Origin of the sequence: Salinicola lusitanus (genome assembly GCF_003206045.1) — a bacterium.
Classification (GTDB): Bacteria; Pseudomonadota; Gammaproteobacteria; order Pseudomonadales; family Halomonadaceae; genus Salinicola; species Salinicola lusitanus.
The window spans coordinates 33967-50927 of the sequence record NZ_PZJM01000013.1 but is presented as its reverse complement, the minus strand read 5'-3'; the positions used below and the strand labels follow the sequence as shown (position 1 = coordinate 50927).

The 16961-nt window shown below is 65.3% G+C and carries 12 protein-coding genes; 6 read left to right on the top strand and 6 right to left on the bottom strand.

The features are described 5' to 3' along the window. Positions 1-17 precede the first annotated feature (17 nt). The gene (locus tag DOM45_RS17140) at positions 18-3983 is read left to right on the top strand and encodes a NahK/ErcS family hybrid sensor histidine kinase/response regulator (protein ID WP_110602493.1); all 3966 of its coding nucleotides are present in this window, start codon (positions 18-20) and stop codon (positions 3981-3983) included. A gap of 461 nt (positions 3984-4444) precedes the next feature. Here the strand turns inward: DOM45_RS17140 and rpoD are convergent, their stop codons facing one another. From rpoD to rpsU, 3 genes are all read right to left on the bottom strand, one after another. Further along, positions 4445-6292: an RNA polymerase sigma factor RpoD gene (rpoD, locus tag DOM45_RS17135; protein WP_110602491.1), complete on the bottom strand. Its 1848-nt coding sequence runs from the start codon at positions 6290-6292 to the stop codon at positions 4445-4447. 308 nt (positions 6293-6600) lie between these two features. Then, the gene (gene dnaG, locus DOM45_RS17130) at positions 6601-8508 is read right to left on the bottom strand and encodes a DNA primase (RefSeq protein WP_110602490.1); all 1908 of its coding nucleotides are present in this window, start codon (positions 8506-8508) and stop codon (positions 6601-6603) included. A 194-nt stretch (positions 8509-8702) separates the two neighbouring features. Then, a complete protein-coding gene (rpsU, locus tag DOM45_RS17125; protein ID WP_075560838.1) occupies positions 8703-8918 on the bottom strand; it encodes a 30S ribosomal protein S21 in 216 nt (71 codons plus the stop codon). A gap of 275 nt (positions 8919-9193) precedes the next feature. Here rpsU and tsaD point away from each other — a divergent pair, with 275 nt between their 5' ends. Next, on the top strand, positions 9194-10222 hold the full coding sequence (gene tsaD, locus DOM45_RS17120) for a tRNA (adenosine(37)-N6)-threonylcarbamoyltransferase complex transferase subunit TsaD (protein WP_110602489.1): 1029 nt from the start codon (positions 9194-9196) through the stop codon (positions 10220-10222). Here tsaD and DOM45_RS17115 read toward each other — a convergent pair. After that, positions 10219-10875, bottom strand: coding sequence for a glycerol-3-phosphate acyltransferase (locus DOM45_RS17115; RefSeq protein ID WP_205909495.1), 657 nt, complete (start codon positions 10873-10875; stop codon positions 10219-10221). The genes tsaD and DOM45_RS17115 overlap by 4 nt on opposite strands. Positions 10876-11035: 160 nt before the next feature. On the opposite strand from DOM45_RS17115, the gene folB reads away from it, so the two are divergent. The 4 genes from folB to DOM45_RS17095 all read left to right on the top strand — a co-directional run bounded on the left by folB (position 11036) and on the right by DOM45_RS17095 (position 14330). Continuing rightward, positions 11036-11389, top strand: a complete 354-nt coding sequence (gene folB / locus DOM45_RS17110) for a dihydroneopterin aldolase (RefSeq protein ID WP_110602487.1) — start codon at positions 11036-11038, stop codon at positions 11387-11389. Further along, positions 11389-11919, top strand: coding sequence for a 2-amino-4-hydroxy-6-hydroxymethyldihydropteridine diphosphokinase (folK, locus tag DOM45_RS17105; protein WP_110602486.1), 531 nt, complete (start codon positions 11389-11391; stop codon positions 11917-11919). The genes folB and folK overlap by 1 nt, the downstream gene beginning before the upstream one ends. A gap of 185 nt (positions 11920-12104) precedes the next feature. Beyond that, positions 12105-13625 carry an ATP-binding protein gene (locus tag DOM45_RS17100; protein ID WP_110602484.1) on the top strand — a complete coding sequence of 507 codons (1521 nt, stop codon included), beginning with the start codon at positions 12105-12107 and terminating at the stop codon, positions 13623-13625. Between the two features lie 12 nt (positions 13626-13637). Beyond that, a complete protein-coding gene (locus DOM45_RS17095) occupies positions 13638-14330 on the top strand; it encodes a response regulator (protein ID WP_110602482.1) in 693 nt (230 codons plus the stop codon). Between the two features lie 123 nt (positions 14331-14453). Here DOM45_RS17095 and DOM45_RS17090 read toward each other — a convergent pair whose 3' ends face one another. Together DOM45_RS17090 and DOM45_RS17085 are read right to left on the bottom strand one after the other, a co-directional pair. Beyond that, a complete protein-coding gene (locus DOM45_RS17090) occupies positions 14454-14990 on the bottom strand; it encodes an O-acetyl-ADP-ribose deacetylase (protein ID WP_110602481.1) in 537 nt (178 codons plus the stop codon). 170 nt (positions 14991-15160) lie between these two features. After that, positions 15161-16951: a PTS fructose-like transporter subunit IIB gene (locus DOM45_RS17085; RefSeq protein WP_110602761.1), complete on the bottom strand. Its 1791-nt coding sequence runs from the start codon at positions 16949-16951 to the stop codon at positions 15161-15163. Positions 16952-16961: the final 10 nt, after the last annotated feature.

Below are 16961 nucleotides of genomic sequence, written 5' to 3'. Positions count from 1 at the left end.
GTCAAGGGAGAGAGTTCATGTTTGAAGGCGGGTTGTTGATCATCGTGGCGCTGCTCTACGTGGCCACGCTGTTCGCGATTGCCTGGCGAGGGGATCGCCATGCCAGGCGTCATGGCCCTGCCAGCCGCCGGCCGATCGTCTACAGTCTGGCGCTGGCCGTCTACTGCACCTCCTGGACCTTTTACGGCAGCGTCGGCCAGGCCGCGACTTCCGGCTGGTCGTTCGCCAGCATCTTCGTCGGCCCGGTGCTTGCCTTCCTGCTGTTCTGGCCGGTCATCACCAAGATGATCCGCGTCGCCAAGCGCCAGAACGTCACCTCGATCGCCGACTTCATCGCGTCCCGCTACGGCAAGTCGCAGTCGCTGGCGGCGTTCGCCAGCCTGATCGCGCTGATCGGCACCCTGCCGTACATCGCGCTGCAACTGAAGGCGGTCTCCACCGCGTTCCGGGTCATGACCAGCGACGGCCACGCGGTGAAGGCACCGATCGTCGACGACACCGCCTTCTACATCACCATCTTCATGGCGGCGTTCGCGATTCTCTTCGGGACCCGGGACACCAACGCCACCGAGCACCACGAAGGGCTGATCCAGGCCATCGCCTTCGAATCGGTGGTCAAGCTGCTGGTCTTCCTGGTCCTGGGTGCCTACGTCACCTGGGGCATGTTCGACGGGCTCGGCGAGCTGCTGACGCGCGCCGACACCTACCTGAAACTGCAGCAGCAGTTGACCGAGCAGAATTTCGACACCAGCTTCTGGACCCAGACATTGCTGGCGATGCTGGCGGTCTTCTGCCTGCCTCGCCAGTTCCATATCACCGTGGTCGAGAACACCCATACCGACGATGCCAAGCGGGCGCGCTGGCTCTTTCCGATCTACCTGATCGCCATCGGCTTCTTCGTCCTGCCGCTGGCTGCGGCGGGGCTCTCGCTGTTCGCCGGCGAGAACCTGGCTCCGGACAGCTATGTGCTCGCCCTGCCGATCGTCGCCGACCAACCGTGGCTGGCGATGATGACCTTCGTCGGCGGCCTCTCGGCGGCGACCGGCATGGTGATCATGGCGGTCGTCTCCAACGCGATCATGATCTCCAACGAGATCCTGCTGCCGGCGCTGTTCCGGCTACGCTGGTTCGAGAAGAAGCCGCGCGACTACGGCCGTCTGGTGCTGCGCGCTCGACGCCTCACCATCGTCGTCATTCTCGCCCTGGCCTATCTCTTCTACCAGCTGGTCGCCGAATACAGCTCGCTGGCCGCCACCGGCCTGCTCTCCCTTGCCGCCATAGCGCAGTTCGCTCCCGCGGTGCTGGGCGGGCTCTACTGGAAGCGCGGCAATCGCCTGGGCGTGGTGACCGGGCTCAATGTCGGTTTCGCCATCTGGGCCTATGCCCTGCTGATGCCGGCGCTGATCCAGGCCGGGCTGCTGCCGGAAGCGTGGCTGGTGGGCGGGCCGCTGGGCGTGGAGTGGCTCTCGCCGCTACACCTGTTCGGGCTCAACGTCACCGACAGTTTCGCCCACGGTGCCATGCTGTCGCTGGGCTTCAACCTGTTCTTCTACATCTTCATCTCGCAGCTGACGCCCCAGCGGGTGGTCGAGCGCATCCAGGCTTCGCTGTTCGTCGACAGCATCGAGACCCGCCAGACCACGGTCAATCGCCCCTGGACCGGGGCGACCACCATGGGCGATCTCAAGGTGCTGTGCGAACGGTTCCTGGGCAAGTCGCAGGTCGAGCGGGCCTTCGAGGACTACGCCCGGCGCAACGCCAAGCCAATGGACAACAACACCCGCGCCTCGATCGACGTCATTCAGTTCACCGAGCGCCTGCTGGCGTCGGTCCTAGGCGCCTCGTCATCGCGAATCGTGGTCAATTCGGCGCTCCAGGGCCGCGGCATCGGCATCTCCGACGTCATCTCGATCGTCGACGAGGCGTCCCAGGTGCTGGAGTTCAACCGCGCCCTGCTCCAGGCGACCATCGAGAACATCAACCAGGGTATCGGGGTGGTCGACCAGAACCTCAACCTGGTGGTGTGGAATCAGCGCTATCTGGAGATCTTCCGCTTCCCCGACAACCTGATCCGCGTCGGCACGCCGATGGAGAAGGTGTTCCGCTACAACGCCCACAACGGCGAGTACGGCCCCGGCGATCCGGAGGAGCATGTCGAGCAGCTGATCGAGAACATCAGAAGCGGCCAGCCCCACCGCTACGAGCGCTACCGCCCCGACGGTTCGGTGCTGGAAGTACTGGGCAACCCGATGCCGGGGGGCGGGTTCGTCTATACCTACCAGGACATCACCCAGCAGAAGCGCACCGAGGAGGCGCTGATCCGCTCGGAGAGCAACATCCGTATCTATACCGACAACGTGCCGGCATTGATCGCCTACTTCGACAAGGAGTGCCGCTACCTCTTCACCAACCGCGCCTACGAAGCGGCCATGGGGATCGACCGCAACGCCGTGATCGGGGAGCGAGCGGACAACGTGCTGCCGGCCCAGACGGCACGGCAGCGCACGCCGTGGATGAAACGCGCCCTGGGCGGGGAGCGGGTCACTTTCGAGATATCGCTCGACGACGGTGACGGCGGCGTCCGCTACATGCTGGTGACCTACACGCCTCATTTCGGCGAGGGCGGACGCATTCTGGGCTTTTTCGCCCTCTACCAGGACATCACCGAGCGCCGACTGGCCGAGATAGCCCTGCGCGAGACCAACGAGAACCTGGAGGAGCGCGTGCGCGAGCGTACCCAGGCGCTGTCCGAAGCCAACGCGGCGCTACGTCAGGAGAACCGGGTCCGCGCCGAGGCCGAACAGGCGCTGCGCCAGGCCAAGCAGACCGCCGAGGATGCCAACGCCTCCAAGACACGCTTCCTCGCCGCCGCCAGCCACGACCTGCTGCAGCCGCTGAACGCCGCTCGGCTGTTCACCTCGGCGCTCGGACAGCAGATCGATCAACCCGACCACAGCCGAACCATTGGCCACATCGACAACTCCCTGCAGGCTGCCGAGGAGCTGCTGGGCACGCTGCTCGACATCTCCAAGCTCGATGCCGGCGCACTCACCCCGCGTCGCAGCCAGTTCCCGCTGGCCGACATCCTGAGGCCGTTGCGTGCCGAATTCGAGGTCATGGCGGACGATCGCGGCCTCGATCTCGACATGGTCTCCACCAGCCTGTGGGTCGACAGCGACGCCCAGATGCTGCGCCGCATCGTCCAGAATTTTCTTTCCAACGCCCTGCGTTACACCCAGCAAGGCCGCGTCCTGCTGGGCTGCCGGCGCCACGCCGAGCGCATAACGATCGAGGTCTGGGACACCGGACCCGGGATCCCGGAGTCAAAGCTGAGCGAGATCTTCCAGGAGTTCCGCCGTCTCGATCAGGCCTCCCGTCACAAGGAGAGCGAACGTGGGCTGGGGCTTGGTCTGTCGATCGCCGAACGCATGAGCCGGGTGCTGGATCATCCGATCCTGGTCCGCTCCCGAGTCGGCATGGGCACCGTCTTTTCGGTCTCCGTGCCGCTGGTGGCCGGACGACGAGGCGCCGCCGCTCCGGAGGAGAAGGCGCCCGGCAGGCGTGCCAGCAACAAGCTGGTGGGCACTCGCATCCTCTGTATCGACAACGAACGCCTGATCCTCGAGGGCATGAAGGCGATGCTCGAAGGCTGGGAGTGCGAGGTCTACACCGCCACCTCCATCGGCGGCGCCAAGTCGGCGATCCGCAACATGGGCGGCGACCCGGATGCGATCCTGGCGGACTACCATCTCGACAACGAAGTCACCGGCATGATGGCGCTGGAAGCGCTGGAAGAGCTCTGCGAGCAAGCCGTGCCGGGTATCGTCATCACCGCCGACCGCACCGAAGAAGTTGCCGAGGAGATCAAGCGGGGCGGCTACCAGATTCTGCTCAAGCCGGTGCGCCCGGCTGCCCTGCGCGCGCTGATGACGCGTACGCTGCAGGCGAGTCGTGCGGCGAGGCTATCCCAGGACGAGGAGTAGTCGGTATTGGCGCGGCGACCTCGCCCATTGCATCCGCGTGGGCTTGGTAATACTCACTCCACACACAATGATTTCGCCAACTCATTGTCGAGAGAAGAAACATCCACTGTCGGGACTTTATCTCCCTCGCGCAAGTTAATGCGAGGGAGGGCCCTCGCGCTCCCCTTTTTTGACGCCACAAGCTCGCGAAACCCTGATCACTCGATCGCCACGCTCGGGTCGGCGCAAAAGGGCACCCTGCCCAATGCGCCTCTTGCGACATCCATGTCGCAAGCCCCGGCGCGTCGCCCGAGCGCCCAGCGCTAGCTTGAAAGGCGTCACGAGGTGGCTCATTTCTGATAAGAGGCCATCTGCAGCGTTGTCAAAACCGAGCGTCGGCAAAAACAAAGCCCCGCCAACCTCTCGGTTGGCGGGGCTCGTCGTTCGTGCCCGCGACAGGGCCTTGCGACAGGGCTTCGCGCTTACTCGTCGAGGAACGAGCGCAGCGGCTCGGAGCGCGACGGGTGACGCAGCTTGCGCAGCGCCTTGGCTTCGATCTGGCGAATTCGCTCGCGGGTGACATCGAACTGCTTGCCGACCTCCTCGAGGGTGTGGTCGGTATTCATGTCGATGCCGAAGCGCATGCGCAGCACCTTGGCTTCCCGCGCGGTCAGGCCGCCCAGCACGTTGCGGGTGGCTTCGATCAGACCTTCGCCGGTAGCGGAGTCGATCGGCAGCACCATGGTGCTGTCCTCGATGAAGTCGCCGAGATGCGAATCCTCGTCGTCGCCGATCGGCGTCTCCATGGAGATCGGTTCCTTGGCGATCTTGAGCACCTTGCGAACCTTGTCTTCCGGCATCTCGAGGCGCTCGCCCAGCTCTTCCGGAGTCGGTTCGCGGCCCATCTCCTGCAGCATCTGGCGCGACACGCGGTTGAGCTTGTTGATCGTCTCGATCATGTGCACCGGAATACGGATGGTGCGCGCCTGGTCGGCGATCGAGCGGGTGATCGCCTGGCGAATCCACCAAGTGGCATAGGTCGAGAACTTGTAGCCGCGACGATACTCGAACTTGTCCACCGCCTTCATCAGACCGATGTTGCCCTCCTGGATCAGGTCCAGGAACTGCAGGCCGCGGTTGGTGTACTTCTTGGCAATCGAGATAACCAGGCGAAGGTTGGCCTCGACCATCTCCTTCTTGGCTCGACGCGCCTTGGCTTCGCCGATGGAAAGGCGCCGATTGACCTCTTTCAGCTGGCCTACGCTGAGCAGCACCATCTCCTGCTCGAAGCTGATCTTGCGCTGCGCCCGCTGCACGTCGCCACGGAAAGGCTCGAGGCGTTCGGCATACTTGCCGTGCTTGGCGAGAAACTCATCGAACCAGCTGCCTGAGGCCTCGTTACCCAGGAAAGAGCTGATGAAGGTCTTGCGCGGCACTTTGCCCTGCTTGACGAACACCTGCATGATCGCCTTTTCCTGACCACGAACCTGGTCGACGCTGATCCGGACCTGACCGACCAGCCGCTCGAAGTGCTTGGGCGAGAGCTTGATCGGCGAGAACAGTTCGGCCAGGCGCGCCTGCTCGGCGTTGGCTTCGCTGGAGCCCCGCCCGTGCTTCTCGATGGCCGCCTTGGCGGATTCGTTCTGCTCGCGAATCTGCTCGAAGCGCACCCGCGCTTCCTCGGGGTCGGGACCGCCTTCGCTGGAGTTGTCGTCTTCTTCGCTGTCTTCGTCGTCTTCTTCATCGTCGTCGCCGCTGATATCGGCTTCGACTTCTTCGGGCATCTCGACCTCGGCAACGCCGGGGATACCTTCGTCGGGATCGATGAAACCGGAGAACAAGTCCGATAGGCGTCCCGGCGCTTCCTCGTCCTGGGTCTGATCATAGGCACTGAGGATGGAGTCCACCGCCCCGGGCAGATAGGCCAGCGACGACATCACCTCGCGCAGGCCTTCCTCGATGCGCTTGGCGATCTCGATTTCGCCTTCGCGGGTCAGCAGCTCCACCGTTCCCATCTCGCGCATGTACATGCGCACCGGGTCGGTGGTACGTCCGACATCGCTCTCGACCGCTGCCAACGCCGCCACGGCCTCTTCCGCCGCCGACTCGTCGGTGGAATCGTCGGACATCATCAGCGTGTCTTCGTCAGGTGCCTCCTCGACGACATTAATCCCCATGTCATTGATCATGGAGATAATGTCTTCCACCTGATCGGGATCAGCGATATCTTCGGGGAGATGATCATTCACTTCGGCGTAGGTCAGGAAGCCCTGCTCCTTGCCGCGTGCGATCAACTCCTTCAAACGTGACTGCTGTGCATTTCCAGCCATAGAAACCCTACTCGACGAAGAAGAATGAAGCACCTGGGGTGACAGCGCGACGCCCCAAAAGCCGGCTAGTATAGCGCGCCCCCGCTTTTTGCTGCCAGCTTCTATTACCTTGTCTACCAGGTGTGCTAGTGTGTTTGGTTACCTATCTGGTGGCGATCGTCGCCAATTCAACCTCTCCAACCGGTTTACCGGCTGACAACCTCACCGATCGACCACTTCACGCTTCCCTGCCGACAGTCTCGATCTTTATTTCAATTCGTCCGCGATGCCCCGATCGACCTAGGCCGCCATCGGCGAGCCCGCGCGACTCACGACCTTTCGGCCAACTTGCCGATCAACTCCCGCAACCGCTGTTTCTCATCCGAACTCAGTGCCCCCGACCGACGACTCTTCTCCAGCAGTTGCTGGTACTCCTCGACCGGCGTCAATCTGGCGCTCTCGCGCTCCAGATGGCGTACCCAGTTGTCCAGTTCGCTGGCTCGCACGTCACGGGGGATGGCGAGCTCTCGACGAACCAGTTGATCGAGCCGCTCCCCATCCGGGCTGCCGTGAAAATGCGCCAGCAACACTTGAGGACTGCGATAACGCCCGGCACGCAACAACTGCACCACCTCGCGACACAACCGCCCGTCGGGCACCTCGGCGGGGCACCAGTCGACCGATTCCGGCAAGCCGTCGACCAACCCCGGCTCGTGCAATAGCAGATGCAATATCCGAGCCGGAATGGTCAGGGAAAGCGTAGCAGTTCCTGCGCGAGTTGCCGGGAACCCGCGCCGACTTGCTCGATTATTCCCATTATCGACCGTCGAACCCGGGTCTGAAGCCGCTTCGACGTCGCCATCCGGCGTCATCATCAACGCCTCGTAGCCTTCGGCATCCGCCGTCGCGCCGGAACGTGGCGCCGGCGGGGCATGACTGGCGAACCAGTCGGCGAACTGCGACTGCTCGATCCCGCTGCGCGTCGACAGCTCCTTCACCAGCAACGACTTGAGAACCCCCTCGGGGAGATGCTTGAGCATCTCCAGCACGGCCGTGACGAACCGTTCACGGCCCTCGACCTGCTTCAGGTCGCGCCCTTCCGCCGCCTGCTCGAACAGGAACTCCGACAGCGGGCTGGCGCAGGTGATGCGGTTCTCGAACGCCTCCTGACCCTCCTGACGCACCAGCGTGTCGGGGTCCTCCCCCTCCGGAAGGAACAGGAAGCGGACCTGACGGCCGTCGATCATCGAAGGCAACGCCGTCTGCAACGAGCGACGGGCCGCCTGGCGACCGGCATTGTCGCCGTCGAAACAGAACACCACTTCGTCCACCAGCCGGAACAGCCGCTGCAGGTGATCGGTGGTCAGCGCCGTGCCCAGGGTGGCACACGCATTGCGAATGCCGAATTGCGCCAGCGCCACCACATCCATGTAGCCCTCGACCACCAGCACTCGCGCGAGTTGCCGGTTGGCCTGGCGCGCCTCGAACAACCCGTAGAGTTCGCGGCCCTTGTGGAAGACCGGTGTCTCCGGCGAGTTGAGGTACTTGGGCTTGGCATCGCCGAGCACTCGCCCGCCAAAAGCGATGGTGCGCCCTTTCCAGTCCCGGATCGGGAACATCACCCGATCGCGAAACCGGTCGTAGGTGCGCCCGGTCTCTTCACGGTGCACCAGCAGCCCGTACTCGACCTGAACTGCCTCGCCAATGCCCTGCTCGAGCAGATATCGCTTGAGCGACTCCCATTCATCCTCGGCGTAACCAATGCCGAAGTCCCGAATGATCTCCTGACTCAGCCCCCGATGCTCGAGGTACTCCCGCGCTTGACGCCCGCCCCCCAAGGCGAGCCGCTCACGAAAGAAGCGGGCCGCCAGCTCCAGCAGGTTGACGCCTTCCTCACGCTTCTGCTGACGCTGACGGGCGCCCGGGTCCTCGCCACCCTCCCGCTCGACCTGCATCCCGGCGCGGGACGCGAGCTGCTCGACCGCTTCGGGAAAACGCAGGTTGTCGAACTCCATCAGGAAACGCAGCGCGTTGCCGTGAGCGCTGCACCCGAAACAGTGATAGAACTGCTTGTCCTGGCTGACCGTGAAAGACGGTGAATTTTCCTGGTGAAACGGGCAGAGGCCGCTGTGATTGCGCCCACTCTTCTTGAGCTGCACTCGCTCGGAGATCACATCGACGATATCGGTGCGCGCCAACAGGTCATCGATGAAGCGCTGGGAGATCTGTCCGGCCATGTCGTCAGGACGCTCTGGAGAATCGGACTGGAGGCTGGGGAGGCTCCGTACTGCCTATCCATGAAGATAGACCAGGCGGAGAACGCTGCCCATGTGCCGACATCAGTGAAGGCGGCGGGGTAAAAACAAACGGCCACCTTGACGGCGGCCGTTTGATCGTCCCTCTGGGGTGACCGAAGTCACCGCAGTACGGATCAATACAAGCGTTCGAAACGCTTACGCTCACGCTGCAACTTCTTGGCGTGACGCTTCACGGCAGCCGCAGCTTTGCGCTTGCGAACCGCAGTGGGCTTTTCGTAAGTTTCGCGACGGCGGACTTCGGATAGAACTCCGGCTTTCTCGCAGGAGCGTTTGAAGCGACGCAGCGCGACGTCGAACGGCTCGTTATCACGTACTTTAACAGCGGGCATGAAGCACTCACCTACCTTGGGAATTGAGTTCGGTTTGAACGCACGCCCGAGAAGACGATCCGTGCGGTTTCAGACGGCGCTACGAGGGATGATTCACTCTCTCGCCGATCGTCTGCAACGCCACATACCGGATCTTCAGGGCGCACGACCCAGTCCTGCAGAGCAGAGCATTCTAGTCCTGCCCATGAACCAATGCAAATACCTTTTCGACGGCGTAAACTAGCGCGCCTTCCGCTTCAGCATTTCCTTCAACGACTCCGACGGATGATTCGACCATGCGCGTGCTGGGTATCGAAACTTCGTGCGACGAAACCGGCGTCGCGCTCTATGACACCGACGCCGGGCTGCTGGCCGATGCGCTCTACAGCCAGATAGCCCTGCATGCCGAATTCGGTGGGGTCGTACCGGAGCTGGCCTCCCGCGATCACACCCGCAAGCTGCTGCCACTGGTGGACCAGGTGCTGGCCGACGCGCAGCTGACCAAGCAGGACCTGGATGCGATCGCCTATACCGCCGGGCCCGGACTGGTCGGCGCGCTCATGGTCGGTGCCTGCACCGCTCACGGCATGGCCCGCGCGCTCGACATCCCGGTGCTGGGCGTGCATCACATGGAAGGCCATCTGCTGGCACCGATGCTGGAAGAGACCGCCCCCGCATTTCCGTTCGTCGCTCTGCTGGTCTCCGGTGGGCACACCCAACTGGTCGACGTGCGCGGCCTGGGCGACTACCGCTTGCTGGGTGAATCCGTCGACGACGCCGCCGGCGAAGCCTTCGACAAGGTCGCCAAGATGCTCGAGCTGCCCTACCCCGGCGGCCCGCAGGTCGCCGCACTGGCCGAGCAGGGCCGCAGCGAACGCTTTCGCTTCCCCCGCCCGATGACCGATCGACCGGGGCTCGACTTCAGTTTTTCCGGGCTCAAGACCCACACCTTGACCGCGCTCCGTCAGCTACGCGAGCAGGACGCCCTCGACAGCCAGGCCCGGGCCGATGTCGCCCGAGCCTTCGAGGATGCCGTCGTCGATACCTTGATCATCAAGTGCCGGCGCGCCCTCAAGGAGAGCGGCCGGGAGAGGCTGGTCGTCGCCGGAGGGGTCAGCGCCAACCGGCGCCTGCGCGAGACGCTCGACGTTGCGCTGACCAAGCTGGGGGCCAGGGCATTCTATCCGCGCGGGCGATTCTGCACCGACAACGGCGCCATGATCGCCTACGCCGGTGCGCAGCGGCTGATCGCGGGCCAGCGCAGCGACGCGATACAGCCGAGGCCGCGCTGGCCGCTGGCGGAGCTGGCGCCTCCCCGGCACTAATCCCGGTCATTGCCCTCGCGACGGTCGCGCAGGGCGTCTTCTTCATCGAAGGGATCGGCCAGCGCCGGCTCGTGCGCCTCGCGGCGCCGCTCCCGCCACCGGCGAATGTTCCAGCCGTGGCGTGCCAGCACCAGCAGCGAGAACACGCAGATGACGCCCGTCATCGGCGGCACCAGCCAGTAGCTGAGCAGCGGCGCCAGCAGCGCCGACGCCAAGGACGCCACGGCCGCCGTGCGCACTCGCCAGGCGAGCAGGAACCAGCACAGCGCGCAGACCAACGCCACCGGCGTCGCCAGCATCAACAGCACCCCAAACGCGCTGGCCACCGCCTTGCCACCCCGCCCCCGATGCCAGACCGGGCAGCTGTGCCCGACCAGCACGCTCAACCCCACCAGCCCCTGGGCCCAGACCGAGAGCGACAGCGCACCCGCCAGCCACAGCACCGGCATTCCCTTGACCGCATCGATGACCAGCGTCACCAGCGCCGGACGCCAGCCGAAGGCCCGCAGGACATTGGAGAACCCCGGATTTCCCGAGCCTGCCCAGCGTGGATCGCGCAGCCCCCAGGCCCGGCAGACCCAGATCGCGCCGAGCAGCGAACCACTGAGATAGCCAGCTGCCAACAGCAGGCCGGTGACAACGATCGGTGGCAAGACTCAACTCCCCTTGACCGCGCAGCGCGGACATCATCGAGAGCCCTGATTCTGCCACTCTCATCGCGTACAATCGACGCCACCCTGGACGGCGGGTCCGCTTCGACCCACCGCCCGCACGATGAACGCTGACGGACATCAGCGCTGACGAGGAGGTCGCGTGGATCAGGTATTGATCGAAGGCTTGAGCCTGGAGACGGTGATCGGCGTCTACGACTGGGAACGCAAGGTGCGCCAACGCCTCGAGCTCGACCTGGAGCTTCGCACGGACATTCGCCCGGCGGCCCGTGCCGACGATCTCTCCCGGACACTCGACTACGCTGCCATCTGCCAGCGTCTCTCCGACTATGCCGACGCCAACGCCCATGGCCTGGTCGAGACGTTTGCGGAGCGCGTCGCGGCGTTGCTGATCGACGAGTTCGGCATCCGCCACCTGCGCCTGACCGTTCGCAAGCCGGGAGCGGTGGCGGCGGCACGCGCCGTGGGCGTGCGCATCGAGCGCAGCGTCGACTGATGCCGCTGGTCGCTCTCGGGCTGGGCAGCAACATCCGGCGCCAGCACCATCTGACCCGGGCGCTGGAGGCGCTGGAGTCGCTCGCCGCCCCTCACCCGCTGCAGCTTTCCCGGGTCTTCGAAAGCCCGGCGGTCGGTTTCGACGACGAGCGCCCGTTCTACAATATGGTGGTGGCCTTCGAGACCGAACTCTCCCCGGCGACGATCGATCGTCACTGCAAGGCGATCGAGAGGGAGAACGGCCGCCCGGCAGGGCCGGCCAAGCTCGTGGCCCGTACCCTGGACATCGACCTGCTGCTGTGGGGCGACAGCGTCGAGTGCGACGGCACCCGGCGGCTACCGCGGGAGGACATCGAGCGCTATGCTTTCGTGCTCCATCCGCTGGCGGAGCTGCTGCCGGCGCACCGGCACCCGGTCAGTGGCGTCACGTTCGCCGCGCTGTGGGCATCCTTCGACGCCACCGACCAGCCCCACCGGCCGATCGACTTCGTCTGGGGCGAGCGACGGATATCCCGAAGCGACGAGACCTGATGTCGGAGCCGCCCTCTACCGTGCCCCGAACCCGGCGCATCGGGGCAAGAAGCCCGGAGTCGAAAGTGCGAAGCGCAGAGGCGGGTGTGGCAATCTCCACAATCTTTGCCGATTGCCTGAACCGTCACTGCCATGCGTTGCGTCACACTTAGGGATCGTCGTCATTCGTGGAAAAGCCTGCCCCTATGCTTCCATCGCTCAGCAGTCGACGTGACTGGCCGCGGCTGTCACGCCTGAGCCTCAAGCTTTTCGCCATCATCCTGGTCACCAACGTGCTGATCAGCGGCCTGGTGTTCGTGTTTGTCTCGAGAAGCCTGGACGAAGGGTTCGTCAACTACCTGGAACGCAGCCAGTCGACACGGGCCGAAACGCTGGCCAATGCGCTGGGAGAGCAGTGGACGCAGCGCGGCAGTTGGCAGTGGCTGCGCGACAACCCCCGCGCCTGGCAGAGCCTGGTCCGCAGCCAGCTATGGTCGAGCGACCGCCACCCCCCGACCGGGATCGATCGACAACTTTCCGACGCCCGCGGCTACGTGCTGCTCGACGAGTTGAGCAACCCCGTCATCGGCGAACCCCTGCTCAAGCCGCCGCCGCAGGACCTCGACCTGGACATTCCGCCACCGCCGGAGCCGCACTTCGTTCCCATCCGCAGCGGCGACAAGCTGGTGGGGCAACTCGGCTACCTCCCGCCGGAACGCCTCATGGCGCGCATGGACCAGATATTTCTCGAGCGCCAGCAGCGCAATCTCACGATCATCGTCGGCGCGCTGTTTCTTACCTCGTTACTGCTGGCGGGCGGGCTGGCCTGGTGGCTGGGTCGCCGTGCCCGGTTCATGACGCTGGCCACCCGGCGTCTGACCCTGGGCGACTACAGCGTGCGCCTGTCCGAGCGTGGCCGCGACGAGTTGTCGAGCCTCTCCGCGGATTTCAACCAACTCGCCGAGACCCTCGAGGCCAACCGGCGCGCGAGGCAGCGCTGGGTCGCGGATATCGCTCATGAACTGCGCACGCCGTTGGCGGTACTGCGGGGTGAGATCGAGGCCATGCAGGATGGCGTGCGGCCGCTGTCGCCGGACAACCTGGGATCGCTGCAACAGGAGGTCGACCAGCTCGGACACCTGGTCGAGGATCTGCGGCTGCTCGCCCAGAGCGACGCTGGCGCCCTGGACATGCATCTGGTGCCGGTGGATCTCGAGGAGTCGCTGGTCCAGCGGCTCGAGGACAGCGAGTTGCGCCTCGAGAGCCACGGTCTGACCCTTCGGCTCGACACTGCCCCCGTCTGGGTGCGCGCCGACAGCCAGCGCCTGCGCCAGCTATGGGACAACCTGCTCTCCAACACCATTGCCTACACCGACGGCCCCGGTACGCTGCAAGTCACCCTGCGGCGACGGCACGACAAGGCGGAAGTGATCTGGGAGGATACGCCGCCGGGGGTGCCGGCCGACGAACTGCCTCGCCTGACCGAACGGCTGTATCGGGTGGAGGGCTCACGCAGCCGCCGTAGCGGCGGCAGCGGGCTGGGCCTCTCCATCGCCCGGGCGCTGATCGAGGCCCAAGGGGGCGTACTGACACCCTCCGCTTCACCACTGGGCGGGTTGCGATGGACGCTGGCGTTTCCGCTGGACCTGCCTGCCGAATCCTCCGCCGAGCCCTCTCCTCCCGCCGGGGAGCCGGCCAGCAGCAGCGGCAGCCATACCAATCGATAGGGAGCCGGTTTGATGAACGACACCATTCTGATCGTCGAGGATGAACCCAAGATCGCCCGCCTGGTCGCCGATTACCTGTCGAAGAGCGGCTATGCCTCCGACCACATCGACCACGGCAACGCCGTCATGGAGTGGCTGGAGGAGAACCAGCCGATGCTGGTGCTGCTCGACCTGATGCTGCCCGGCACCGACGGCCTCACCCTGTGTCGTCAGATTCGCGAGCGATTTCCCGCCATCCCGGTGATCATGCTGACCGCACGGGTCGAAGAGGTGGATCGGTTGCTGGGGCTCGAACTGGGCGCCGACGACTATATCTGCAAACCTTTCAGCCCCCGGGAAGTCGTGGCTCGCGTCAAGGCCGTGCTGCGACGCAGCCATGGCATCACCGGCACGGACGAAGCGATCCCGCAAGGAGATCACCTGACGCTGGACGAGGATGGCTGGCGTGCCATGGCGGGGAGCGAGGACCTCAACCTGACCGCCGTCGAGTTCCAGTTGCTCAAGGTAATGATGCACAGCCCGGGCCGGATATTCTCCCGCGACCAGTTGATGGACCACATGTATCGCGACCACCGCATCGTCTCCGAGCGCACCGTCGACAGTCACGTCAAGAAACTGCGCCGCAAGATCGCCGACGTCTGGCCCGAGCGTGACATCATCCGCTCGGTCTATGGGGTCGGCTACAAGTACCAGCCGGAAGAGTGAGGCCAGCGAGCGGAGCGGGAAACGAGGCCCCCCTTCCCCTGCGGTAGCGGCGGTTACCGGGTGGCGGCCCCGGGGGCCTGTTCACTCGATACGTCGCGACCGCGTGGATAGTGTGAGCCAGCCCTAGAGGGAAGCGCTCTTCAGGAAGCCATCGGCGTCTCTCGCCGAGAAGAACACCAGCGTCACCGCGAGGCCGGGCAGCGCCGGTAGTCGCTCGCGCATCACCGCCGCCACGATGCTGGCGGCGGCGGCGGCCGGATAGCCGTAGATCCCGGTGGAGATGGCGGGAAAGGCCAGCCGCTCGAATCGATGCTCGGCGGCAAGGTGTAAGGCGTTGCGATAGCAGTCGGCCAGCAGTTCGGAACGATCTTCCGACTTGGCGAATACCGGCCCAACCGTATGGATGACGTGACGCGCCGGCAGCTTGAAACCCGGCGTCATCGCCACTTCACCGACGGGCAAGCCGTCCGGCCAGGTCGTGCGTCGCAGCTCCCGACACGCCTCGAGCAGTTCCGGACCTGCCGCACGATGAATCGCCCCATCGACGCCGCCACCCCCCTGCAGGCTCCTATTGGCGGCATTGACGATGGCATCGCCCTCGAACCGGGTGATATCGCCCTCGGCGACGGTCAGGCGATCACCCTGCCAGTGAATCTTCATTGCCCACCTCGGCTGGTTGCGGTCGGGTCATCGGCACCAGGACGGAGGCCGGCGGCAACGAGCCGTTGCCAGCCGGTCTTGATCGTCCCCGTCCCTACCGATCCCGTCTCCATCCACCCAATGTAGGATGCGATGCCGCTGCTCGCGAACCGGAACCGTGTCGTGTCGTGTCAGGAAGCCTGGCGACTCATCCCGGCGACGTCGGGCGAGGCCGGTGCGACCGGCACCGTCTCCGCCCCGCCACGCTTGAGCAGTGCGTAGCCGATCCCGGTGATCAGCGAGCCGGCGGCAATGGCCAGCAGGTAGAGCAGCGCCAGGTTGACCGCGTTCGGGATCAGCAGCACGAACAAGCCGCCGTGCGGTGCCATCAGCTTGACGCCGAACCACATCGAAAGCGCCCCGGTCACCGCACCGCCGAGCATCGAGATCGGAATCACCCGCAACGGATCCTTGGCGGCGAACGGGATCGCCCCCTCGCTGATGAAGCAAAGGCCCAGCACGAACGACGCCTTGCCCGCTTCACGCTCGGCCTGGGCGAACCGGCTGCGCCGCAGGAACGTGGCCAGCCCCATGCCGATGGGCGGCACCATGCCCGCGGCCATGATCGCCGCCATCGGCATGTAGGTCTCGGTCGACAGCAGCCCCACGCCGAAGGTGTAGGCCGCCTTGTTGACCGGGCCGCCCATGTCGAAGCACATCATCGCGCCGAGCAGCAGGCCCAGCAGCACCGCATTGGTGGAGCCCATGTTGTTGAGGAACTGGGTCAGTCCGGAGAGGATCGCCGCCACCGGCGTGCCCACCACATAGATCATCACCAGCCCGGTGAACAGGCTCGCCAGCAGCGGGATGATCAGGATCGGCTTGAGCGACTCGACGCTCGCCGGCAGCCTGACGTAGCGAGTCACCGCCTTGGCCGAGTAGCCGGCCAGGAAGCCCGCGAGGATCCCGCCGATGAAGCCGGCGCCCAGGGTGGAGGCCAGCATCCCGCCGATCATCCCCGGTGCGATGCCCGGACGGTCGGCGATGGAGTAAGCGATGTAGCCGGCCAGCACCGGCACCATCAAGGCGAAGGCGGTACCACCGCCGATCTGCATCAGCGCCGCCGCCAGCGTCCCCTCCTGCTCGTAGGCCTTGATCCCGAACACGAACGAGAGCGCGATACAGAGCCCGCCCGCCACCACCATCGGCAGCATGAACGAGACACCGGTCAGCAGGTGCTTGTAGAACCCGCGCTCCTTGGCGCTCTTGCGCTCGCCGCCGGCCCCTTTTTCACTGCCGGCCGACTCGACCTGCGCCTCCGCGAGGGCCTTCTGGATCGTCTGCTGTGGCTGCTTGAGGGCGCTGCCGGTGGAGGTGCGGTAGATCGGCTTGCCGGCGAAACGGGTGTCGTCGACCTCGATGTCGCAGGCCAGCAGCACGATATCCGCGGCCTCGATATCGGCTTCACTGATCGGGTTCTGGGCGCCCACGGACCCCTGGGTCTCGACATGGATCCGGTGACCCAGCGCCCGGCCGGCCTGTTCTAAGGCCTCGGCGGCCATGAAGGTGTGCGCCACCCCGGTAGGACAGGCGGTCACCGCGACGATCCGTCTGGCCCGGGAAGGATTCGCCTCGGCCACCGCCGGGGCGTCGGCGGGCTCGTCGGCGGCATCGAACGCCGTCGCCTCGCGGGCGGCGCGCTCGAGAAATGCCTCGGGATCGGGCAGCGCCTGCTGGACCGGGGCACGGTAGAGCCGCTTGCCGACGAAGCGGGACGCTTCCGGCACCCGCTCGGCGGCCACCACGACCAGGTCTGCCTCGGCGATCGCCTGGGCCGATACCGGCGCAACCGGCTCGAGCTCGCCGTGCATCTCTATCTGGGGTTGCCAGCCGCGACGCCGCGCGGCCTGCTCCAGCCGTCTCGCGGCCAGAAAGGTTGTCGCCATGCCACTGGGGCAGGCCGTAACCAGAATGACGTTCATGCGTTCACCG

What these genes read in the sequence shown, in the direction of transcription:
- DOM45_RS17140 (WP_110602493.1), top strand. Translation starts at nt 18, where the DNA reads ATGTTTGAAGGCGGGTTGTTGATCATCGTGGCGCTGCTCTACGTGGCC.
- rpoD (WP_110602491.1), bottom strand. Translation starts at nt 6,292, where the DNA reads ATGGCTGGAAATGCACAGCAGTCACGTTTGAAGGAGTTGATCGCACGC.
- dnaG (WP_110602490.1), bottom strand. Translation starts at nt 8,508, where the DNA reads ATGGCCGGACAGATCTCCCAGCGCTTCATCGATGACCTGTTGGCGCGC.
- rpsU (WP_075560838.1), bottom strand. Translation starts at nt 8,918, where the DNA reads ATGCCCGCTGTTAAAGTACGTGATAACGAGCCGTTCGACGTCGCGCTG.
- tsaD (WP_110602489.1), top strand. Translation starts at nt 9,194, where the DNA reads ATGCGCGTGCTGGGTATCGAAACTTCGTGCGACGAAACCGGCGTCGCG.
- folK (WP_110602486.1), top strand. Translation starts at nt 11,389, where the DNA reads ATGCCGCTGGTCGCTCTCGGGCTGGGCAGCAACATCCGGCGCCAGCAC.
- DOM45_RS17100 (WP_110602484.1), top strand. Translation starts at nt 12,105, where the DNA reads ATGCTTCCATCGCTCAGCAGTCGACGTGACTGGCCGCGGCTGTCACGC.
- DOM45_RS17095 (WP_110602482.1), top strand. Translation starts at nt 13,638, where the DNA reads ATGAACGACACCATTCTGATCGTCGAGGATGAACCCAAGATCGCCCGC.
- DOM45_RS17090 (WP_110602481.1), bottom strand. Translation starts at nt 14,990, where the DNA reads ATGAAGATTCACTGGCAGGGTGATCGCCTGACCGTCGCCGAGGGCGAT.
- DOM45_RS17085 (WP_110602761.1), bottom strand. Translation starts at nt 16,951, where the DNA reads ATGAACGTCATTCTGGTTACGGCCTGCCCCAGTGGCATGGCGACAACC.